This window comes from Rhodococcus sp. NPDC127593 (assembly GCF_042671975.1).
Lineage (GTDB): Bacteria > Actinomycetota > Actinomycetes > Mycobacteriales > Mycobacteriaceae > Rhodococcus_F.
On the sequence record NZ_JBHXWI010000060.1, the window covers coordinates 26,001 to 43,162 of the forward strand.

Consider the following 17,162-nt stretch of genomic DNA (forward strand, 5'->3'; position numbering starts at 1 on the left):
TTCAGTCCTCTGTGACGGTCAGTTCGGTGACGGCGGTGCGGCCGTCTCGGAAGAAGCGGCGGAAGCGGGTGCGGACGAGCACCATCGCCACGGCGCCGACGGCGATCGAACCGACACCGAGCAGGAACACCCCGCCGATGCCGTGGAACGAGGTTGCCCCGTAGTCCGGGTCGAGCATGTCGTGGGCGCTGCGTGCGAAAGCGGCGAGCATGATCGTCCCGCCCAGTGCGGGCAGGATGCCGCGGAGGAACAGGTCGCGCGGGGAGTCGTTCAGGCGGTGGCGGAAGTACCAGACGCAGGCGAGACCGGTGACGCCGTAGTAGAACGCGATGAGCAGGCCGATCGAGAGGATGGCGTCGCCGAGGAAGTTGCCGGAGACGAGCGTGAGGGCGGTGAGCAGGACTGCGGCGGTCGCCCCGAAGAACACGGTGCCGAACGCGGGGGTGCGATAGGTGGGGTGAATTCGGGTGAAGGCGCGGGGCAGTGCGCCGTGAGCGCCCATGGAGAGAGTGGCGCGTGAGCTCCCGATAACGCAGGTGAGCAGCGCCGAGATCGCCGACACGCAGATGGCGAGTTCGACCACCTTCGACAGGCCCGCGCCGAGTACCGGCGGCCCGAGCGTGGCGAGTACGTCTCCCGCGTTGTCCGGGTTGCCCAGACCCAGCCCGTCGGTGCCGATGCCGGCGAAGCTGATCGCGGCGAATCCGGTGAAGAGATACGTGCCCAGCAGGACGAGGGTGGAGATCACCGCGGCCTGACCCGGGATGCGGTCGCTGTCGCGGGTTTCCTCGTTGACGGTGATCAACGCGTCCCATCCCCAGTAGATGAACAGGCACAGCAGCACCGCCTCCGCGAAGGGGCCGAAGCCACCGAACGCGAACGGGTTCAGCCAGGACAGGCTCGGCGCGGAGGCGCCGGTGCGGGCGAACGCGGCCGCTCCGAACCCGAACAGGGCGACCAGTTGCAGGCCCAGCAGCACGTATTGGACGGATGCGGCGAGTTGCAGCCCGCGGTAGGCGATGGTGGTGACCGCGGCGACGAGCAGGACGGCCGTGACGATGACAGCGACATTGTTGGACGCCAACGAGTCCAGGCCCAGCAAGGCCAGGAGGTACCCGGCTCCGACCCGGGCGAGTGCCGTCATCGCGATGAGGGTCGCGATCTGCACCACCCAGCCGCCGGACAGCCATCCCGTGTGCGGGCCGAACGCGCGGGTGGTCCAGACGAAGGTGGTGCCGCAGTCCGGCATCTCCCGGTTCAACTCACGAAAGGCGAACGCCGTCAGGAGGATCGGCACGAACCCGAGAAGGAGGGCGGCGGGCGCGAGGTTGCCGACGACCATCGTCACGAAACCGAGCGTGACCGCGATGCTGTAGGCCGGCGCGACCGAGGACAGGCCGAGTGCGACCGCGGCGAGCAGGCCGACGGAGCCGCCCCGGAGTCCCTTCCCGGTGGGCGTTGGTGGTGGGTCGAGGCTGGTCTCGGCGTCGGTGGGGTTGGTCGACACGGTGGCTCCTGAGTTCGAAACGGATTCGTTAAACAAAAATTTAAGAGAAGTGTGATCTACCTGTCAATAGCTGGGCAGGTATTGTCTAAATATCCGTATAAGAACTAGGCGAACAGGGGCGACGGCAGTGGCGCGGAAGAAGGATCAGGGGGCCCGTCGGGCCGAACTCGGTGCGGCCGTCCAGCGTGCGGTGCTCGCGCGCGGCCTGGAGGGAGTGCGTCTTCGTGACATCGCGGAGCAGGCCGGCGTCACCCCTGCGGCGGTGCTCTACTACGGCGACCTGGATGCCCTGATCTACGACACGTATCAGCGGGCGATCGAGCGCTTCAGCCAGGAGCGTGAACGCGTCGCCGAACAGTTCCCCGACGCGCGCGACCGCCTCCGAGCCTGCATCGACCACGGTGTCGCCAGCGGGCCGGACGACGAACTGGTTCGACTGCTGTTCGAGTGCTGGCCGAGATCGCTCCGCGACGCCAAGGTGGCAGCCCTCGACAGCTCCCTGACCGAGCGTCAAATCGCCGTCTACTCCGGCATTCTCGTCATCGGTCAGACGCAGGGGCACTTCATGCTCACCGACCCGCCGCGCCTGCTCGCCGCGAATTTCGTGGCCATGGAGGACGGCTACCAGATGGAGGTGCTGGCCGGCCGTCGCAGCCGCACCGAGGTGATCGCCAGCCTGCACTCCTACGCGCGCGCGGCCACCGGTCACGATCTGAGCGGCTAGGCCGAATACGGGAAACTGGGAGTAACAGATAGGTTGGATGCGCATCGCCAGGCCCGGCCGCCGAGCACCGACACCGACTAGGAGTCCCCATCAAGATCCTGCAGAGCGCCTCGAGCGAGATCCGCGAGTGGGAACGCGCCGCCGCGACGGTGATGCTCCGAGTACGACAGATCGGGGTGCTGATCGACCGTCTGGGGCCCGCCCTCGACGACCTGTCCGAACTGCTCGACGCCGCAAAACAGATCGCGGAGACCGCAGAGGGGCTCGCCGTCAGCGCGAAGGGCATCGACCAGAGCGCCGAGATCATTGCCCGTGACGCGGAGAAGATCGCACAGGCTCTGCCCGCGGTCGAGCGGCTGGGGAGACTCGCAGACCGCCTACCCGGTGGAGGTAGACGGTCTGCGGCGGGCCGGTGACGAGCCGAGGTGGGCCCGTCGGACCGTGTTACTGGGCCAGTCCGAGCGTCCCCGGTTCGGTGGGGTGCTGCTCGCCGGATTCTGCAGTCGGGTCGTCACCGACCCCGGCAATCGGCATCACGGTGAGGGCCTGGTCGAACGCGTCGACGAGCCATTCACCGGTCACCTCCACGAGCTGAGTGTCCTCGGCGTCGGGCTGTCGCTGAAAGAAACGCACGACCCAGGGGTTCTGCGCGTCCGGATCGGAACTGAGATCCCCCGGTGCGTTGGTGGCGAGCAGATGAATGCTGTGCTCGAAATCGACCCGGACGGCGTATCCGGTGCCGGTGTTGACGACGGTGGCCGGGCGGCGCGCGGCCAGGGCCAGCGTCATGAGGGCGTCGGCGTAGCGGGTGGTGTGCTCCACGGTGAGTGGCATGAACGATCACCTTTCAACTTCTGTGACCGTCGGGGTGGCAGGGCAGCCTCGGAGATCGATGGTCCGAAGATGCAAATCCTCCGACAGGTCACGAGAAGATAGAAGTAAAGCTGTTCGTCGGGAGCTTCGGCTGCGTCTCGCTGTCGGCCACCTTCGAGGTGGGCGTCCTGGCACCGCGTGACAGTTGGGTACGCCCGATTGGAGCACGGATACGCCGGGCGGCCCGTGAACTCGGTAGCTGTGTACTCAACTACGACTTACCGTACGGTGCCGGACCCGGATACGCGACACGGGGTGGTCCGTCGGATAGCACTGTGGCCCATGACCTGGCGTCATGGGCCACAGTGTGTCGGCCTGCGGGGCAGCTCAGTGCTGCAACACCGGGTAGTCGGTGTAGCCCTTCGCGCCCTCCGAATAGAAGGTCTGGGGGTCCGGGGTGTTGAGCGGCAGGTCTTCCTGCCAGCGCCGCACGAGGTCCGGGTTGGCGATCGCGGGACGCCCGACGACGACGGCATCGGCGTGGCCGTCGTCGAGGATTGCCAGCGCTTCGTCGCGGGTGGTGACTTCCCCGAAACCACTGTTGACCAGCACCGGGCCGCCGAATCGCGTCCGCAGGTCCTGCGCGAGGGGTCCGGACGGGTCCTTGTGCAGAATGCTCAGGTAGGCGGGCTTCAGCGGAGCGATGGCGTCGACCAGCACGCCGTAGGTGGCCCGAACGTCGTCGGCGTCCAGTTCCAGGGCGTCCTGGATGTTGTGTTCGGGCGAGATGCGGATACCCACCCGGCCGGCGCCGATGGCGTCTGCCACGGCCTCGAACACCTCGACGACGAAGCGCGCCCGGTTCGCGGGTGAGCCGCCGTACGCGTCCACGCGCAGGTTCGATGCCGGGGAGAGGAATTCGTGCAACAGGTAGCCGTTGGCGGCGTGGATTTCGACGCCGTCCATCCCGGCTGCCACCGCCTTCCGCGACGCCTGGACGAACTCCTCGATGACGGCGGGGAGTTCCTCGGTGCCCAGCGCGCGGGGTACCGGGTACGGCTCCTTCGCGTCGTAGGTGCGGGTCTCGCCGTCGATGGCGACGGCACTCGGACCGACGACCTCGCGACCGCCGGTCGTTCCCTCGTGGGTGACACGGCCGGCGTGCATGACCTGGGCGACGATCCGTCCACCGGCCGCATGCACGGCGTCGGCGACGTTCTTCCAGCCCGCAACCTGCTCCGGTGTCACCAGCCCGGGCTGGCCGGGGAAGCCCTGGCCGGCGTGGCTGGGGTAGGTGCCTTCACTGACGATCAGACCGAGAGAGGCACGCTGCCGGTAGTGCTCGACCACCAGCGGTCCCGGCACGCCGTCACGCCCGGAGCGGACGCGGGTCAGGGGTGCCATCACGACCCGGTTGGGCAGTTCGAGTTCGCCGAGTGTCAAGGGGGAGAAGAGATTCACAGATATCGGTCTTTCCGTAGGTCGTGTTCGGCAGCGCCGTTCTCGGTGTCGCCGCGCAGGATCGGGATCCACTGGGGCAACGGGCACACGGGCGGCGCTATTCCGACTCGAGACGGCCGTCACTGCGGGCACGCCACTCTTGGACCTGAAATGTCGAGTTTGCGCTCGCCTACAGGCTGTGGTCGCACTCGAGGAGGGCATCGAGCCAGAGCACCGCTTCGACGAGGGCCTGCATGCGCGTGAGTGCGGTGTCGGCAGGCACGGGCGGCGGGGGATCGGATCCTGCCCGGTGCCTGCTCTGCAGGTGCCGCACGACGGCGGTGAACAGCCACTCGGCGGGCGCGGGCAACTCCTCGTTCAGCTCGGCTGTGTCGTGCACGACGGGGACGACGCTGATGAAGCTGTCGACGGCGTCGTTGACGCTCGAGGCCGGATCCGCGATGAGGTCGGCGATGGTGGTGACCATCCACGTCACGACCGCGGTGAACGCCGACCGGTCGCTGCCGTGGTCGCACGCGATCTGGGAGATCTCGGGTGCGAGCGCCTGGAAGTCGCGGTCGCCGACCAAGGTCAGGAGGCGACCGCCCAGTTGCGCGCCGTCGGCGTGCTGAGGCCCGTCGATCATGGCAGGTATTCGGCGCCGCCAGGGTTGCGGATGGGGCCGGGCTCGCGACCCTAACTGCCGAACGGAATGCACAGAGAACCCGTGCACGTCGCCGCGGCCGCGACAGAGAACGGCTGGTCGAGTCCGGCGGCCAGGACGGTGGGGGTGCCACCGGTGACGGGCAGCGAGACCACCGTGCCGTTGCTCGAACCGACGTCGCCTGCGGCGGCCACGTAGACAGTGCCCGCCGAGACCGTGAGACCGAACGGGCGGACGAGACCGGTCGTCAGGACGGTGGGGATGCCACCGGTCGCCGGTAGGGCGACGACGGATCCGTCACCGGCGACGGCCACGTACAGGGTGCCGCCGGAGACGTCGATTCCCGCCGGGAGATTCAGGCCGGCGGCGAGGACGGTGGGGGTGCCGCCGGTGACGGGCACGGAGATCACGGACCCTGTGCCGGGGGTCCCCGCGCCGGCCACGGTGACATAGAGGGTGCTGCCGGAGACGGCAACCCCGACCGGTTGCTGGAGACCGGTGACGACCGGGGTGGGGGTTCCGCCGCCGGCGGGCAGGGAGACCACGTTGCCGGAATCGAACTCGGTGACGTAGAGCGTCCCGCCCGACACCGCCACATCGAACGCGTTGCCCAAGCCGGTGGCGAGGGTGGTGGGGGTACCGCCCGCGGCGGGCACCGACACGACCGAGGTGCCTGCGGTGACGAAGAGCGTGTCGCCCGACACCGCGATCCCGCCCGGTCCGGCGATGCCGGTGGCCACGGCGCTGGGGGTGCCGCCCGCGGCGGGAAGGGACAGAACGGAACCGGTACCGTTCTCGGTCACGTACAGAGTGTCCGTGGCAGGCAGTGCCGCAACGGCGGGCGCGGCGGCCACCGCGGTGGCGAGGATGAGCGCGCCGGTCGTGACGACCGCCCGACGGACGAGTCGGGTGAACGGTGATCGGCGCATCGGCAGTCCTCTCGTGGCCCGTGCCCGGAAGAATACAACCGTCACAGCGCGATCCGCCGGGGTTCGGGCACGACGTCCGTGCGGCTCAGACCTCAGCGGCGACGGGAGGCTTGACCCCGACCACCGGGCACTGCGCCTCGAGGAGCACGCGCTGGGCGACGCTGCCCATGAGGAGTTTGCCGACGGGGGAGCGTCGCCGCATGCCGAGGACGAGGAGTTCGGCGGTGGCGTCGTAGGACGCGTCGATGAGGTTGTCGGCGTGGGAGCGGTCGGGTTCGTTCCGCGCGATGCGGTAGTCGACGCCGGATGCGTCCGCTTCCTCCCTGGCGGAGTGCAGTTCGGCCCCGAAGCCGGGAGCCGAGGCGCTGTCGCCGTCGGCGATCACCACGAGATCGGTTGCGCGCATGCGGGCTTCGGCGAATCCGAAAGCCAGTGCGCCACGACCTTCGACTGTCGGGACGTAGCTGAGAATGACGCTCATCGTGACCTCGGCTCGAGTACGGGTGTGGTCAGGGTTCCCTGGGCGAGGTACTCGTCGAGGTTCTGCAGGGTGAGAGCCTCCATGGCGGCCCGGGTCTCGGTCGTGCCGCTCGCGACGTGGGGGAGGAGAACGACGGTGTCGAGCGCGAGGAGCGCTTCGGGAACGTGTGGTTCCCGGGCGAACACGTCCAGTCCGGCACCGGCGAGCTTGCGTTCGGTGAGCAGTTCGACGAGCGTCTCCTCGTCGACGACGCTTCCGCGCGCCACGTTGATCAGATAGCCGTCGGGTCCCAGTGCTTCGAGAACTTCTCGGTCCACGAGCTTTTCGGTGCCCTTGCCACCTGCTGCGGCGACGATCAGCACGTCGACCCCGGCGGCGAGTGCGGCAGCCGAGCCGACGTACGAGAACGGGGAGCCGGGAACCTCGCGACGATTGTGGTACGAGATCGTGCAGCCGAAGCCGGTGAGGCGGGCGGCGATGGCAGACCCGATGCGCCCGAGCCCGATGATGCCGACCCGTGTGCCGCTCACCTTCCGGGTGAGGGGGAAGTTGCCCTCGGCGGGCCAGCGGCCGTCGCGCAAAAAGCGGTCGGCGGCGGAGAAGCCGCGGAGCGTGTCGATCAGCAATCCGACGGCGGTATCGGCGACGCAGTCGGTGAGGACGTCGGGAGTGTTGCTCACACCGATTCCGAGTTCCTCGGCGAGCACGACATCGGTTGTGTCGTAACCGACTCCGAAGTGAACGATGGCGCCGAGGTTCGTCAGTTCCTTCATCAGCGCGGCGTCGACTCCGGTGCGACCGGACGTCACGACTGCGGTGACGGAGTCGCCGTGCTCGGCGAGGAAGCTGGTGCGGTCGTCGCCGAGCGGGAGGTCGAGTGCGTCGTACTTCCCGGAGAGTGTCGCGGTGAGGGACGGCTTCAGTGGCCCGACCTTCAGGACGCGTCCTCCCGAAACAGTCTGTACAGCAGCTTCTTTCACGGACGACTCTGCGGTCACCATCGTGCCTCCTGACGAGTGGTGCCGCGACTCTCCGCGTCACCGGTTACCCGTACGTTAAGCGGCGCTCGGATACCTGTCCAACACGTAAATAACATGGATCGATACTGAAACGGCATCGGTTGGCGGCGCGTTGACGTGCGCAGATCTCGAAACTCCCGGTATGCGCCGGTCAGGGGCCTGCTGGAGTGATTGCAGTCTCATCCAAACGGGCTCGTGACGGCCCTCACGAGCTGTTTTCTGCCGTTACCCCCTGTTGACGCGTCGTCCGGGCCGCTCATAGCGTGTGTCTACCGTCACAGGCGGGCCCTCTTCACTCGCGTCGAGTACGCGACACATCCTTACGGAGGACACCATGAGCCCTGCACGTTCGCTGCAGCAGGGAACCCGTTACCGCGCCGTCGTCGTGGCCACCGCTGCACTGACGGTGCCGGCTCTGGTCACAGGTTGCTCGGTGGCCAATTCGAGCCACAGTGACGCCGCCAGCCCCGACACGTTGCGGATCGTGCTCCCCCAGGAGCCGCCCACGCTCGAACCCTGCGACGCGTCACTCACCTCTACCGGAGTCGTCGTCCGCTCCAACATCACCGAGCCCCTGGTGGAACGCAACGCCGATACCGGCGATCTCGAACCGAAGCTCGCCGACTCGTGGGAGCAGACGTCGGACACGGTCTGGACGTTCCGGATCCGTCCGGGCGTCACGTTCAGCGACGGCAGCGCGTTCGATGCCGAGGACGCCGCCTTCTCGATCGATCGCACCGTCAACTCGACCATCGGCTGCGACGTCGACGGGTACGTGTTCGGCGACGACGAACTCGTGGTGAACGCGATCGACCCGTCGACCGTGACGGTGCAGACCCCCGCCGCCGACCCGATCCTTCCGCTACGGATCTCGTTCGTGGAGATGGTGCCCTCCACCACCGACGCCCAGGACAAGGTGCGCGATCCCATCGGCACCGGCCCCTACAAGATCGACTACTGGGATCACGGGCAGCGACTCTCGCTGGTCCGCAACGACACGTACTGGGGCACGGCGCCCGAGTACACGCGGGCGATCTACCAGTGGCGGACCGAGGGCAGCGTCCGCGCCGCGATGGTCACCAACGACGAGGCCGAACTGGCCACGTACCTCGGTCCGGAGGACGGCGCAGGCGACCTCGGCGTCGCCTACCCCAACAACGAGACGACGGCGCTGCGCATGATGGCCACCGAACCGCCGCTCGACGACTACCGCGTCCGTGAGGCCATCGACCTCTCCGTCAACCGGGCGGGGATCGTCAAGGCGCTGTTCCAGGGTCTCGGCGAGCCGGCCGGGCAACTCGTCGGCAGCAGCATCGTCGGGTTCGACCCCGACCTTCAGCCGACCCCCTACGACTCCGATCGCGCCGCGCAACTGGTGGCGGAGGCCAAGGCCGACGGCGTTCCCGTCGACAACCAGATCCGCCTGATCGGGCGCACGGGCCAGTTCCCCAAGATCAACGAGACCATCGAGGTCATCCAGAACTCGCTGAGTAAGGCCGGCCTGAACGTGAAGATCGAGATGATGGACACGGCCGGGCAGATGCAGTACCAGATCCGGCCGTTCCCGCAGGGCACCGGACCGATTCTGCTGATGATCCAGCACGGCAACCAGGCGGGTGACGCGCAGTTCACCGTCGACCAGTACATGCGCAGCGACGGATATCAGAGCTACTTCGGCTCGGCCGGATACGACGCGCAGATCGACGCCGCCGAGAAACTCGTCGGCGACGCCCGCCAGGACGCGTTCGCCTCGGTGCTCGCCAACGAACCGAAGGAGATCCGGCAGTTCGCGTACATCGCCCACATGAACGCGGTGCTCGCCAAGTCCCCGACCGTGCAGTACGCGCCCAACTCCGCGACCGGCGACGAGATGCGCCTGAGCGAGATGACCCACGCGGACACATCCGCGAACGGCTAAACCCTCTTCCCAGCCCCCGGAGGAACTGAGATGTCCCAACCGAACCCGATTCGAAGGCGGTAAGTCATGTTCGCCTTCCTGCGCCGACGCGTCTACACCAGCCTCATTCCACTCCTCGTCGTCCTCTTCGGTGTGTTCCTGCTCGCCCGCCTCACCGGCGACCCGACCAACCTCTACCTCCCGGTCTCCGCGACACCGGATCAGCGCGCCGAATTCGCGGCCGAGAACGGCCTCGACAAGCCGGTCCTGAGCCAGATGGTCGATTACCTGTCCGGGGTCGCCCACCTCGACTTCGGGGAGTCGCTGCGCACCGGTGAATCCGCCGCGACCATGGCATTGCGGGCGTTCCCGGCAACGTTGCAGCTCGCGTTCTTCACGATGCTGCTCGCGATCATCGGCGCCATCGTGATCGGCTGCTGGGCGGCGTACCGGCCGAATTCGCTGGCCGACCGGATCTCGAGCCTGTTGTCGATGACCGCGGCCAGCATCCCCGACTTCTGGTTCGCCATCACCGGCGTGTGGATCTTCGCGGTGGTGCTGGGGGTGCTGCCCACCTCGGGGACCGGAAGCGCGCTGTCGTGGATCCTGCCGATCGCCACCCTGCTCATCCGCCCGCTCGGCGTTCTCACCCAGGTGGTCCGCGGCGCGATGGTGTCGGCGCTGTCCGCACCATACGTACGACTGGCCCGGAGCAAGGGCGCCGGCGACCTGCGCGTCGTCACCCATCACGCGCTCCGCAACGCCGCGGCTCCGGCGCTGACGGTGGCCGGCGACCTCACCGTCGGACTGGTCAACGGCGCCGTCGTCGTCGAGGCGATCTTCGGGTGGCCCGGCATCGGCAAACTGATGATCGACGCGATTCTGCAGCGCGATTTCGCGGTCCTGCAGGCGGCGGTGCTCCTGACCGCGGTCAGCATCTTCGTCCTCAACATCCTGATCGACGCGGGCTACGCACTTCTCGACGCGCGTGTCCGTGAGAAGTCCAAGGTCTAGGAGGCCGCCGACATGTCCATAGACAACGCACCCCGCCTGGACGGAGCCGGCGACGTCTACCCGGGCCCCGACGAGACGCCGGCCGTCGCGGCCCCCGTCGAAGAAACCGTTCCGGCACCGAAGGCCTCCCGGAGCAAGGCGCCGTTGTGGCGACTGCTCCTACGGGACCGGATGGCGACGGTCGCGGCGGCGATCCTGGTGTTCGTGTTCCTCGTCGCCGTGTTCGGCCCGTGGCTCGTCGGCGACGCTGCGACGGATCAGAACCTCGACCAGTCCAACCTCGCACCGTTCCACGTCGCGAACGGGTGGATGAACATCCTCGGCACCGACCCGCTCGGACGCAGCATGCTGGCCCGGTTGATCGTCGCGTGCCGCACCACCCTCCTGGTGGCGCTGCCCGCGGTCGCGCTGTCCTGCATCGCCGGGTCTCTCGTCGGCATGTGGGCCGGCTACCACCGCGGCTGGCGGGAAACGACGGCGATGCGCGTTGCCGACGTCATCATGAGCTTCCCGTCGCTGCTGATGGCCGTCGTCGTCCTGTACGTGTTCTCGCCCAGCGCCGCGAATATCGTCCTGGTCCTGGCGATCACCCGCATCCCGATCTACCTCCGCACCGCCCGTGCGGAGTCGGCGGAACTGCAGAGCCGGTTGTTCGTGGACGCCGCCCGTACTTTCGGCGCCCGCAGCGGGGCCGTCATCCGCCGGCACGTGTTCCCCATCCTGCTGCCGACGCTGCTCACAGTCGCCACCCTCGACTTCTGCTACGTGATGCTCGCCGAGTCGTCGCTGAGCTTCCTCGGCATCGGCATCCAGCCGCCGGACATCAGCTGGGGCCTGATGGTGTCCCAGGGCCGGACGTACCTGCAGACGGCGTGGTGGCTGTCGTTCTTCCCTGGCCTCGCCATCGTCATCACCACCGTGTCGGCGACCGTGCTCGCGGCGTGGGCCCGGATCGCCACCGACCCCGCCCAGCGCTGGCGTCTGACCGTCCCGCGGTCGCGTCGCTCCCGGCTGTTCCCCACCCGAAAGGTCGTCTCATGAGTGCACCTGCACCGGCTGTCGAATCGCTCGACGTCGCTGACAACGACCGCGTCGCCCTCGAGGTCGCGGATCTGACCGTCGACCTGCGCACCCCCTCGGGCACGGTCCGGGCCGTCGACCACGTGTCGTTCACCGCGCGACGCGGGGAGACCCTCGCGCTGCTCGGTGAGTCGGGGTGCGGCAAGTCGATGACCGCGCAGGCCCTCGTCGGCCTGCTCGAACCGATCGCCGACATCACCGACGGCTCGGTCCGTCTCGGCGACGTCGACCTGGTGACGGCGAAAGCCAGGACCCGCCGCACCCTCGCCGCTACCGAACTCGCCATCGTGTTCCAGGACGCGCTGACCGCGCTCAATCCCGTCTACACGGTCGGCAAGCAGTTGGCCGAACCGTTCCGGATCCATCGCAAGCTGTCCGCGAAAGAGGCGAGGCGGGAGGCGATCTCGCTGATGCAGAGGGTCGGGATTCCCGAGCCCGAATCGCGCGTCGACTCCTACCCACACCAGTTCTCCGGCGGCATGCGGCAGCGCCTGCTGATCGCGATGGCCGTCGCACTGAGCCCGACGGTCCTGCTCGCCGACGAGCCGACGACGGCACTCGACGTCACGGTGCAGGCACAGATCATGTCGCTGCTGCGGGATCTGCGCACCGAGCACGACATGGCCGTCATCCTCATCACCCACGACCTCGCCCTCGTCGCGGAGGAGGCCGACCGCGTCGCGATCATGTACGCGGGCAACGTCGTCGAGACGGGCCCGGTCGCCGAGGTCTTCGCGTCGCCGCAGCACCCGTACACGAAGGGCCTGCTCGATTCGGTCCCCGTGCACGCGGTCCGCGGCGAGGACCTGAAGTCCATCGGCGGCACCCCGCCCGACCTGCACTCCATTCCGTCCGGCTGCGTCTACCAGGCGCGCTGCCCGCTGGCCCGCGACCTGTGCCGGACCACCCGCCCGCCGCTCGCCGACGTCGCCACACCCGGTCGCCGCTCGGCGTGCCATTTCCCCGAGGAGATCTCACATGTCTGAGTCGATTCTGAAGGTGCGGGGCCTCACCAAGACGTTCAAGGTGCCAGCCAACGCGGCAGGCAAGAATCAGTTGCGCGCGCTCGACGGCATCGACCTCGACCTCGCCCGCGGCGAAACGCTCGGGCTCGTCGGCGAATCGGGCTGTGGCAAGTCCACTCTCGCCCGCACGCTGATGATGCTCGAGCGCCCCGACTCCGGTTCGGTGACGTGGGACGGCGTCGACCCGTTCTCGCTGAAGGGCAAGGACCTGCTCGCCCTGCGCCGCCGGGTGCAGATGGTGTTCCAGGACCCGTACGCGTCGCTGAACTCCCGGATGTCGGCGGCCGACATCATCGCCGAGCCGTGGCGCACCCACAAGACGATGTACAAGACGAGCCGCGACCGGGCGGCGCGGGTGCGGGAACTGCTGCATCTGGTGGGGCTGCGGCCGAGCGACGAGCACCGGTACCCGCAGGAGTTCTCCGGTGGTCAGCGGCAACGACTCGGGATCGCCCGCGCCCTGGCGTTGAACCCGAGCGTCGTCATCTGCGACGAACCCGTGTCGGCACTCGACCTGTCGGTGCAGGCCCAGGTGCTCAACCTGCTGAACGACCTGCAGAAGCAGCTCGGCATCTCGTACGTGTTCATCTCGCACGACCTGTCGGTGGTCCGGCACGTCGCCGACCGCGTCGCCGTGATGTACGTCGGGCGGATCGTGGAGACAGGTGCGACGGACGCCGTCTTCGACCGTCCCGCCCACCCGTACACCGAGGCCCTGATGTCGGCGGCACCGAAACTGGACGCCGCATCCCGCGGCAAGCGGATCATCCTCGACGGTGAAGTGCCGTCGCCGCTGAACCCGCCGTCGGGCTGCCGGTTCCGCACCCGCTGCGCCCACGCGACCGACATCTGCGCGAGCACCGTGCCACCTGCAGCGGTCGACGAGCGCGAGAGCGGCCACGTCGCCGAATGCCACCATCCCCGGCGTCCGGTCGAACTCGGCGTCCCGGTCCCCGTCGCGGTCGGGTGAGCGGGGCAGAGTTCGCGATCATCGCGTTCGCCGTCTTCCTCGCCTCGTGCATGCAGGCGTCGATCGGATTCGGGATGGGCATGCTCGCGGCACCCGTCGTCGCGCTCGTCGACCCGGGCCTGCTGCCCGGGACGCTGATCATGACGGCGACGGTCGTCACGGTGATGGTGGTGTGGCGGGAACGCGACGCCCTCGATCTGTCGGGCACCGGGTGGGCGCTGGCCGGCCGGGTGCCGGGCACGATCGCGGGTGCGTTGCTGCTGGTGGTACTGCCGGAACGGGGACTGTCGCTGCTGCTCGCGGCCGTGGTGCTGGCCGGGGTCGTCTTCGCGACGCTGGGCTGGGCACCGCCGCCGCGACGCCGGAACCTCGCCGTCGCCGGGGCCGCGTCGGGTCTGCTCGGCACGGCCACGTCGATCGGCGGACCGCCGATGGCCCTGGTGATGCAGGGGTCGAAGGGGGCGCAGCTGCGCGGCAACATGAGCGCGTTCTTCCTGGTCGGCTCCACACTGTCGGTTGCCGTTCTCGCCGCGACGGGGTCGGTGCACCGCGAGTCGGCGGTGATGTTCCTGCTGCTGATCCCGGCGACGGTGCTCGGCTATGTGGCGTCGCGGTTCGTGAATCGTCACCTGGACGCGGCGCGCCTGCGCCGGGCGTCCATCACGGTGTCCTGTGTGGGTGCGTTGATGCTGATCGGTCAGCAGCTTCTCTGATGCAGTGTCTGCATCGATCGATGCTCAACAAGTCTTGGACATGTATCGATCGGGCCACTTAGAGTTTTGGTTGTGAGGCGCCTCACGGGCGGCGCTGCGCTGTGAAGGAAGGTTTTCGGAGATGAGTACAACGAGCACCCCGATCGTCACCGACATGCGAGTGGTCCCGATCGCGGGACACGACAGCATGCTCCTGAACCTGTCCGGTGCGCATGCCCCGTACTTCACCCGGAACCTGGTGATCCTCACCGATTCCGACGGCAACACCGGTGTCGGCGAGGTGCCCGGTGGTGAACCGATCCGCCGTACCCTCGAGGACGCCCGCGCGATCGTGACGGGGCGCAGCATCGGCGAGTACAACGGCGTTCTCGCCGATCTGCGGCGCACGTTCGCCGACCGGGACGCCGCAGGCCGCGGCAACCAGACGTTCGACCTCCGCGTCGCGATCCATGCCGTCACCGCCGTCGAGTCGGCACTCCTCGACGTTCTCGGGCAGCACCTCGGCGTTCCCGTCGCGGCCCTGCTCGGCGAGGGTCAGCAGCGCGAGAAGGTGCAGGCGCTCGGTTATCTCTTCTTCGTCGGCGACCGCAACAAGACCGACCTCGACTACCAGTCGGGTGCGGCGGAGTCCGACGACTGGCTGCGACTGCGGCACGAGGAGGCGCTGACACCGGACGCGGTCGTGCTACTCGCCGAGGCGGCCCAGGCGCGGTACGGCTTCGCGGACTTCAAGCTCAAGGGCGGCGTCCTCGCACCGCACGAGGAGGCGGCCGCGGTCACGGCACTGGCCGAGCGGTTCCCCGACGCCCGGATCACCCTCGACCCCAACGGCGGTTGGCTGCTGTCGGACGCGATCGAGACCTGCCGCGGACTGAAAGACGTTCTCGCGTACGCCGAAGACCCCGTCGGCCCCGAGGGCAGCTTCTCCGGTCGCGAGGTGATGAGCGAATTCAAGCGCGCCACCGGACTGCCGACCGCCACCAACATGATCGCCACCGACTGGCGCGAGATGGGGCACACCATCCGCTCCGGCGCCGTCGACATCCCGCTCGCCGACCCGCACTTCTGGACGATGAACGGATCGGTCCGCGTCGCCCAGCTCTGTGATGCGTGGGGCCTCACGTGGGGTTCGCATTCCAACAACCACTTCGACGTGTCGCTCGCGATGTTCACCCACGTCGCGGCCGCGGCTCCTGGCGACATCACCGCCATCGACACCCACTGGATCTGGCAGGACGGTCAGCGGATCACCAAGGACCCGTACGAGATCGAAGGCGGCTACCTCACGGTGCCGTCGACCCCCGGCCTCGGGGTGGAACTCGACATGGACCGCGTCGAGGCCGCCCACGAGCTGTATCTGCAGAAGGGGCTCGGCGCCCGCGACGATTCGATCGGCATGCAGTTCCTGGTGCCGAACTGGACGTTCGACAGCAAGCGGCCCGCGCTGGTGCGCGCCTGATGAAGATCGTCGTCGGCGACCGGAACCTGCTGCCGCATCGCGAATTGTTCGAGTCGGGGCTGCCGTCCGGTGCGACGGTGTCGTGGCATCGGACGTTCGACGAACCGGAGATCGTCGCCGATCTGGCCGACGCCGACGTGTACGTGGGCGGCCGGTTCACCGCCGCGATGGCGGCCGCAGCACCGAAGCTGCGCCTGCTGCACGTGGCCGGCGCGGGCACCGACAAGGTCGAATTCGACGCCCTCCCTGCCGACACTCTGGTGGCCAACACCTTTCACCACGAGGATTCCATCGCCGAGTACATCGTGTCGGCGGCGCTGATGCTGCGACGCGGATTCCTCCGACACGATCGCGCCCTCCGCGGCGACGTGTGGGCCACGTCGGTCTACGACGACGCGATCGCGCAGTCCCGGTCGATGCGGGGCGCGCGGGTCGGATTCGTCGGCTTCGGTCACATCGGCCGGCGGTCGTGGAACCTGCTGCGCGCGTTCGGTGCCGAGGGCTGCGCCGTGACCGGGCGGGGAAGTCTCGACGCCGCCGCGGAAGGCCTCGCTTGGGCGGGAGACAACACGTCGTTGCTCCGGCTCCTGACGGAGTCCGACGTGGTGGTGGTGTCCGCGCCCCTGAACGATCACACCCGCAGATGATCGGCGGCGCGGAACTCGACGCGCTCGGCGCCGACGGCATCCTGATCAACGTCGGGCGCGGCCCGCTCGTCCAGGAACAACCGCTGTACGACGCGCTGGCGTCGCACCGGATCGCGGCCGCGGCGATCGACGTGTGGTACTCCTACCCCGATGCCGGCGGTCGCGGCGCCCCGAGCGCGCTGCCGTTCCGCGACCTGCCGAACGTCCTGATGACCCCGCACTCGTCCGGCGTCACCGACCACACGTTCGTCGGCCGTGTTCGCGACATCACCGACAACATCCGCCGGCTGGACACAGGGCAGACGGTCCTGCGCACCGTCCGCCCCGCCTAGCGTGCGTCAGTAGTTACCGCAGGTCTCGGCGATCGTCAGGGCTTTTGCGCGCCACTCGACGGCCGGTCCCTCGGTCGGGACGGTGTCCAGTCGGCTCTTCAGCTGCGGGTGCGCGTCGAGAACGGCCTGGCGGTCGGCCGGGGTCTTCGAGAAGAAGTCCGCCAGCTGAGCCTTGCGCTCGGGTGCCTGGTCCAGGCGTGCGGCGAGCTGCGGAGTCACGTCGTGCATCGCCGCATCGATCTGCGCGAAGCTGCAGGTGGAGTTCACGAGGCGGGCGGAGTCGGAGTCGGCCGGATCAGCGGAAGCGATGCCCGGGATCACGAGGGCGGCGGAGATCGCGCCGACGGCGGCGATACCGAATTGCAGACGTGCTCGTGAAACGTTCATGACGAGTCCTCCCATGTCGGTTGGTTTGCCGGGGCAACGATAGGGGCCCGAGTTGTGACTT

General features: G+C 68.4%; 17 protein-coding genes and 1 pseudogene. 10 read left to right on the forward strand and 8 right to left on the reverse strand.

Annotated features, from left to right (window positions below; translation table 11 throughout):
- Position 1 precedes the first annotated feature (1 nt).
- A complete protein-coding gene (locus tag ACFVJ3_RS39295; RefSeq protein ID WP_378457200.1) occupies positions 2 to 1,507 on the reverse strand; it encodes an APC family permease in 1,506 nt (501 codons plus the stop codon).
- Positions 1,508 to 1,634: 127 nt separating this feature from the next.
- On the opposite strand from ACFVJ3_RS39295, the gene ACFVJ3_RS39300 reads away from it, so the two are divergent.
- Positions 1,635 to 2,231 carry a TetR/AcrR family transcriptional regulator gene (locus ACFVJ3_RS39300; protein WP_378457201.1) on the forward strand — a complete coding sequence of 199 codons (597 nt, stop codon included), beginning with the start codon at positions 1,635 to 1,637 and terminating at the stop codon, positions 2,229 to 2,231.
- 152 nt (positions 2,232 to 2,383) lie between these two features.
- The gene (locus ACFVJ3_RS39305; RefSeq protein ID WP_378457202.1) at positions 2,384 to 2,647 is read left to right on the forward strand and encodes a hypothetical protein; all 264 of its coding nucleotides are present in this window, start codon (positions 2,384 to 2,386) and stop codon (positions 2,645 to 2,647) included.
- A 28-nt stretch (positions 2,648 to 2,675) separates the two neighbouring features.
- On the opposite strand, the gene ACFVJ3_RS39310 is transcribed toward ACFVJ3_RS39305, so the two are convergent.
- From ACFVJ3_RS39310 to ACFVJ3_RS39335, 6 genes are all read right to left on the reverse strand, one after another.
- A complete protein-coding gene (locus ACFVJ3_RS39310; protein WP_378457203.1) occupies positions 2,676 to 3,065 on the reverse strand; it encodes a hypothetical protein in 390 nt (129 codons plus the stop codon).
- Between the two features lie 366 nt (positions 3,066 to 3,431).
- The gene (locus ACFVJ3_RS39315; protein WP_378457204.1) at positions 3,432 to 4,505 is read right to left on the reverse strand and encodes an alkene reductase; all 1,074 of its coding nucleotides are present in this window, start codon (positions 4,503 to 4,505) and stop codon (positions 3,432 to 3,434) included.
- Positions 4,506 to 4,674: 169 nt separating this feature from the next.
- A complete protein-coding gene (locus tag ACFVJ3_RS39320; protein WP_378457205.1) occupies positions 4,675 to 5,130 on the reverse strand; it encodes a hypothetical protein in 456 nt (151 codons plus the stop codon).
- A 50-nt stretch (positions 5,131 to 5,180) separates the two neighbouring features.
- Positions 5,181 to 6,077, reverse strand: a complete 897-nt coding sequence (locus ACFVJ3_RS39325) for a hypothetical protein (protein WP_378457206.1) — start codon at positions 6,075 to 6,077, stop codon at positions 5,181 to 5,183.
- Positions 6,078 to 6,162: 85 nt separating this feature from the next.
- The gene (locus ACFVJ3_RS39330; RefSeq protein ID WP_378457207.1) at positions 6,163 to 6,558 is read right to left on the reverse strand and encodes a universal stress protein; all 396 of its coding nucleotides are present in this window, start codon (positions 6,556 to 6,558) and stop codon (positions 6,163 to 6,165) included.
- Entirely contained in the window at positions 6,555 to 7,559 is a 1,005-nt protein-coding gene (locus ACFVJ3_RS39335) for a 2-hydroxyacid dehydrogenase (protein WP_378457208.1), read from the reverse strand. The genes ACFVJ3_RS39330 and ACFVJ3_RS39335 overlap by 4 nt, the downstream gene beginning before the upstream one ends.
- Before the next feature lie 352 nt (positions 7,560 to 7,911).
- On the opposite strand from ACFVJ3_RS39335, the gene ACFVJ3_RS39340 reads away from it, so the two are divergent.
- From ACFVJ3_RS39340 to ACFVJ3_RS39375, 8 genes and pseudogenes are all read left to right on the forward strand, one after another.
- The gene (locus tag ACFVJ3_RS39340; RefSeq protein WP_378457209.1) at positions 7,912 to 9,495 is read left to right on the forward strand and encodes an ABC transporter substrate-binding protein; all 1,584 of its coding nucleotides are present in this window, start codon (positions 7,912 to 7,914) and stop codon (positions 9,493 to 9,495) included.
- Between the two features lie 66 nt (positions 9,496 to 9,561).
- Positions 9,562 to 10,488, forward strand: coding sequence for an ABC transporter permease (locus tag ACFVJ3_RS39345; RefSeq protein ID WP_378457210.1), 927 nt, complete (start codon positions 9,562 to 9,564; stop codon positions 10,486 to 10,488).
- Between the two features lie 12 nt (positions 10,489 to 10,500).
- Entirely contained in the window at positions 10,501 to 11,529 is a 1,029-nt protein-coding gene (locus ACFVJ3_RS39350; RefSeq protein WP_378457211.1) for an ABC transporter permease, read from the forward strand.
- Positions 11,526 to 12,554 carry an ABC transporter ATP-binding protein gene (locus ACFVJ3_RS39355; protein WP_378457212.1) on the forward strand — a complete coding sequence of 343 codons (1,029 nt, stop codon included), beginning with the start codon at positions 11,526 to 11,528 and terminating at the stop codon, positions 12,552 to 12,554. The genes ACFVJ3_RS39350 and ACFVJ3_RS39355 overlap by 4 nt, the downstream gene beginning before the upstream one ends.
- The gene (locus ACFVJ3_RS39360) at positions 12,547 to 13,563 is read left to right on the forward strand and encodes an ABC transporter ATP-binding protein (RefSeq protein WP_378457213.1); all 1,017 of its coding nucleotides are present in this window, start codon (positions 12,547 to 12,549) and stop codon (positions 13,561 to 13,563) included. The genes ACFVJ3_RS39355 and ACFVJ3_RS39360 overlap by 8 nt, the downstream gene beginning before the upstream one ends.
- Positions 13,560 to 14,276, forward strand: coding sequence for a sulfite exporter TauE/SafE family protein (locus ACFVJ3_RS39365; RefSeq protein ID WP_005256537.1), 717 nt, complete (start codon positions 13,560 to 13,562; stop codon positions 14,274 to 14,276). Before ACFVJ3_RS39360 ends, ACFVJ3_RS39365 begins: the two co-directional genes overlap by 4 nt.
- 121 nt (positions 14,277 to 14,397) lie before the next feature.
- Positions 14,398 to 15,735 carry a glucarate dehydratase gene (gene gudD / locus ACFVJ3_RS39370; RefSeq protein WP_378457214.1) on the forward strand — a complete coding sequence of 446 codons (1,338 nt, stop codon included), beginning with the start codon at positions 14,398 to 14,400 and terminating at the stop codon, positions 15,733 to 15,735.
- Positions 15,735 to 16,714: pseudogene (locus ACFVJ3_RS39375) on the forward strand (2-hydroxyacid dehydrogenase). The gene gudD and the pseudogene ACFVJ3_RS39375 overlap by 1 nt, the downstream one beginning before the upstream one ends.
- 6 nt (positions 16,715 to 16,720) lie before the next feature.
- On the opposite strand, the gene ACFVJ3_RS39380 reads toward ACFVJ3_RS39375, so the two are convergent.
- Entirely contained in the window at positions 16,721 to 17,101 is a 381-nt protein-coding gene (locus ACFVJ3_RS39380) for a hemophore-related protein (RefSeq protein ID WP_378457215.1), read from the reverse strand.
- Between the last annotated feature and the right edge of the window lie 61 nt (positions 17,102 to 17,162).

Bases quoted from the DNA above. Each gene is read 5' to 3' on its own strand.
- ACFVJ3_RS39305 (WP_378457202.1), top strand. From the start codon at position 2,384: ATGCTCCGAGTACGACAGATCGGGGTGCTGATCGACCGTCTGGGGCCC.
- ACFVJ3_RS39310 (WP_378457203.1), bottom strand. From the start codon at position 3,065: ATGCCACTCACCGTGGAGCACACCACCCGCTACGCCGACGCCCTCATG.
- ACFVJ3_RS39320 (WP_378457205.1), bottom strand. From the start codon at position 5,130: ATGATCGACGGGCCTCAGCACGCCGACGGCGCGCAACTGGGCGGTCGC.
- ACFVJ3_RS39325 (WP_378457206.1), bottom strand. From the start codon at position 6,077: ATGCGCCGATCACCGTTCACCCGACTCGTCCGTCGGGCGGTCGTCACG.
- ACFVJ3_RS39330 (WP_378457207.1), bottom strand. From the start codon at position 6,558: ATGAGCGTCATTCTCAGCTACGTCCCGACAGTCGAAGGTCGTGGCGCA.
- ACFVJ3_RS39335 (WP_378457208.1), bottom strand. From the start codon at position 7,559: ATGGTGACCGCAGAGTCGTCCGTGAAAGAAGCTGCTGTACAGACTGTT.
- ACFVJ3_RS39340 (WP_378457209.1), top strand. From the start codon at position 7,912: ATGAGCCCTGCACGTTCGCTGCAGCAGGGAACCCGTTACCGCGCCGTC.
- ACFVJ3_RS39345 (WP_378457210.1), top strand. From the start codon at position 9,562: ATGTTCGCCTTCCTGCGCCGACGCGTCTACACCAGCCTCATTCCACTC.
- ACFVJ3_RS39350 (WP_378457211.1), top strand. From the start codon at position 10,501: ATGTCCATAGACAACGCACCCCGCCTGGACGGAGCCGGCGACGTCTAC.
- ACFVJ3_RS39355 (WP_378457212.1), top strand. From the start codon at position 11,526: ATGAGTGCACCTGCACCGGCTGTCGAATCGCTCGACGTCGCTGACAAC.
- ACFVJ3_RS39360 (WP_378457213.1), top strand. From the start codon at position 12,547: ATGTCTGAGTCGATTCTGAAGGTGCGGGGCCTCACCAAGACGTTCAAG.
- gudD (WP_378457214.1), top strand. From the start codon at position 14,398: ATGAGTACAACGAGCACCCCGATCGTCACCGACATGCGAGTGGTCCCG.
- ACFVJ3_RS39380 (WP_378457215.1), bottom strand. From the start codon at position 17,101: ATGAACGTTTCACGAGCACGTCTGCAATTCGGTATCGCCGCCGTCGGC.